This is a genomic window from Streptosporangium sp. NPDC023615 (assembly GCF_040640155.1).
GTDB lineage: Bacteria > Actinomycetota > Actinomycetes > Streptosporangiales > Streptosporangiaceae > Streptosporangium.
The window spans coordinates 1-2892 of sequence record NZ_JBFABE010000152.1 but is presented as its reverse complement, the minus strand read 5'-3'; the positions used below and the strand labels follow the sequence as shown (position 1 = coordinate 2892).

At 60.9% G+C, this 2892-nt stretch carries 2 protein-coding genes; one reads left to right on the top strand and one right to left on the bottom strand.

From position 1 onward, the window contains the following. Positions 1 to 223: 223 nt before the first annotated feature. Positions 224 to 859: a hypothetical protein gene (locus tag AB0G16_RS38560; protein ID WP_362815952.1), complete on the bottom strand. Its 636-nt coding sequence runs from the start codon at positions 857 to 859 to the stop codon at positions 224 to 226. Between the two features lie 668 nt (positions 860 to 1527). On the opposite strand from AB0G16_RS38560, the gene AB0G16_RS38555 reads away from it, so the two are divergent. Continuing rightward, entirely contained in the window at positions 1528 to 2439 is a 912-nt protein-coding gene (locus tag AB0G16_RS38555; protein ID WP_362815951.1) for a helix-turn-helix transcriptional regulator, read from the top strand. The last annotated feature ends 453 nt before the right edge of the window (positions 2440 to 2892 follow it).

Sequence of the window (2892 nt, the reverse complement as noted above, 5' to 3'; positions counted from 1 at the left end):
GGTCACACTTTCGGCGGCTCCACCAGACCCGTGCCCTGATCAGCCACTACCGACGCCGTGGCGATCCGCTCCCGGCGGATCTACGAATGTAGTACCAGTGTCCTATCAACGAAGCTGAATCCCGCCGCCTGGTGTGGCGGGCGCTCTTTTGTGCGCCCGCCTCCTCGTCTCCGGGTGATGATAGGTCATACCTTCATCCAGAACTCCGCCGTGGTTTCTCGCTTTAACAGGACTGCGGATCGGGATCGGGTCCCTTATCCCGTTGGACCTCCACCGTGTCGGCCCGATGGGCGCCGGGAGGCACGCTGTTGTCCTCCCACATGGCCCTGCCCGAAGGGTCGTTGGCGATTCTCGCGTAGTAACGGGCCTGCTCGGTGTTCATCGAGGCGACCCTGATCTGGTACCAGGCACCTTCCCTGCCTCTGAGGGGAATGTTGACGTACCACTCTTCGCCGTCGGAGTGCACATCGGCGACGAACAGGATCTTGCCGATTTTGGCTCCCCCGTTGGTCTGGGAAGCGTAGACCAGAAGAGTCTGTCCGTCGTCTGGAAGGCCGTGCCCGCTGATCAGCAGGCACGGTTTCGCCGGCACGTGATTCCGCCCGTCCGGTGAGGTGATCTTGATGGCAGGAAGCGGCCACCAGTTGTCGATGGCCTTGATGGTGAAGGAGGCGATGACCGCGATAAGCACACCGGTCGCACATCCGCCCACGAACCCGCTGACCTTCTTCAGCGCCTTCTTCCAGAGCGTGTCGCCAGGCGACTGCTCCTCTGCCTCCTCGCCGAGGATCTCTTGTGAAGACATTTCTTCGAGCGCCCCCCCTATTCGGGTCGCGGTGCCGTTATCTCTGGTCCGCACAGCATGATCGCGACTAGACTGGAAGGATCCGTGAGGATGTTTTGCCTGCTCAGCCGTGATTTGTATGCCATGCTCGGGCCTTCCCCGCGTGGGGGAGGTCGATCTAGTCGCGTTTAGTGATCGGCGGCGCCCCGAGCTCGCACCTTCAGGTGTACGGATGCGATCAGGGTTACGCGCATTGTGGAACTTTCCTGACGGTCGGTGGAGGGCCGCCCTCCCTCGTCTTCACCTTTACTGGTTGGCCGCCACGGTGAAGACGGGGAGAGGTGCGGCCCTCTGTGTGCGAGGGTGCCTTCGGTCTATGGGGTGAGGGAGACCCACGCCTGGCGCGAGGTAAACACGGTGGTCTCACCTCCTCGATCGGGGTTGGATCTCGTCGACAGGGCAGGGGTAGGGGATGCTCGGCCTTCGCGCCCTGCTTCCCATACGCTGGGTAAACACTCTCCCAAGCTGTGGTCGGGGCGCTCTGACCGCCGTCGTTGCGCCACCTGTCATCTGGTACGTTACAAGCCTATCTCGGTTGGGCCGTTTTAGGCATTCCGTGGCACTCCGGGCATGTCGGAGCGACTTGACAGCAGGGGAAATAAGGTTGATCTTGTCTCGATGAAGAGACAGCTGTCATTCTGCAGTCTTCCATCAAGCTACCAGGCGGCACGCCAGGTAGCAGAATGACGGCAATCAGCTGCTACGCAGTGTTGGGAGGAAACATGGCTGTCAGTGGTTCGGGGCCTGTGGTGCAGGGAGCACTGCTACGTAATGAGCTCGTTCGCTTACGCAGAGCCAACAAAGTCACTCAGGAACAGGTAGCGAAGCGCCTGGAGTGGTCCGCCTCCAAGTTCATCCGCATAGAGGGCGGGAAGACCGGCATCAGTAGGTCAGACCTGCGGGCACTCCTGACCGAGTACGGCGTCACCTCCCCCACCAGGATCGAGCGCTTGCAAGCACTTGCCAGAGGGGCCAAGGAGTCGGCCTGGTGGGATATCTACAGGGGTGAGATCTCGGACGGCTACCTAAGTTATGTGGGGTACGAAGCAGGCGCGTCGTTCATCAGGCAGTTTCAGCCCTCTGTGATCCCAGGATTGTTGCAGACTCCTGAGTACGCCGAGGTGCTTGTCTCGGGGACGGCCGCCCCAACCCAGGTCGGCCCTGCGGTTAAGTTGCGCAGGCAACGCCAGGAAGAACTGGCCTCCAGGGAAGAGCCGCCCTCCCAGTACTTCGTCCTCGACGAGGCGGTCATCCGACGCCATGTGGGTGTGAAAAAAGATCCACGAATCATGCCGGCTCAGCTTCGGCGGCTGATCGATCTCGCCGCGAACGATGTGAACATCACCATCGTGGTGATTCCCTTCAGTGCCGGAGCTCATGATGGGATGACGATAGGACCGATCACATTGCTGGAGTTCGAGGAAGGCCTTGACGACCTTCTCTATCGAGAGCGGGGCGAAGGTCCGTCGATCAGTTCCGACGACTCGTTGGTCACCGACTATCGGGATATCTTCGAGTCCCTTGTGGGAGAGGCCCTGCCTCCGGAGGAGTCCCTTGAGCTCATTGCCCAGGCCGTGGAGCAGTTGGCGAGGTGACAGGAATATTTCCGTGATGATGGGATGCGTCTGGTGAGTTTCCTGAGGTTCTGGTGTCGGCGGGCAATTGCCTCGCCGCTACAGGGAGCCAGGCGCAAAGCCGGATCGTCAGGGCGGTGACTGCGATGGTCCCAAGATGAAAGTACGCGCGTGCTCGCCGGGACGGTTGGTCATGGCCCGAACGTTTTCTTCAGCCGATTGATCATCCGCTCATCACGTCGTACCGCTCGCGCCGCTCAACGTTGGGGACAGTCGGGTAGCCCTTGGCCGAACCGATCCACTGATCGTGAAGCTGTGGGACGGCGTGGTGGATCTCACGTATCTGTAGACGGCGTTGATTCTTTCAAGGGGCTGGCCGTCGGCGTTGACCCTGTCCCGCTCGGAGAGCAGCCCTAAGTGACGGTCGCGTCCGAGATGCGGTGTAAAAGGGAACGAGCGTAGGTTGCCGTGCTG

What these genes read in the sequence shown, in the direction of transcription:
- AB0G16_RS38555 (WP_362815951.1), top strand. Translation starts at nt 1,528, where the DNA reads ATGACGGCAATCAGCTGCTACGCAGTGTTGGGAGGAAACATGGCTGTC.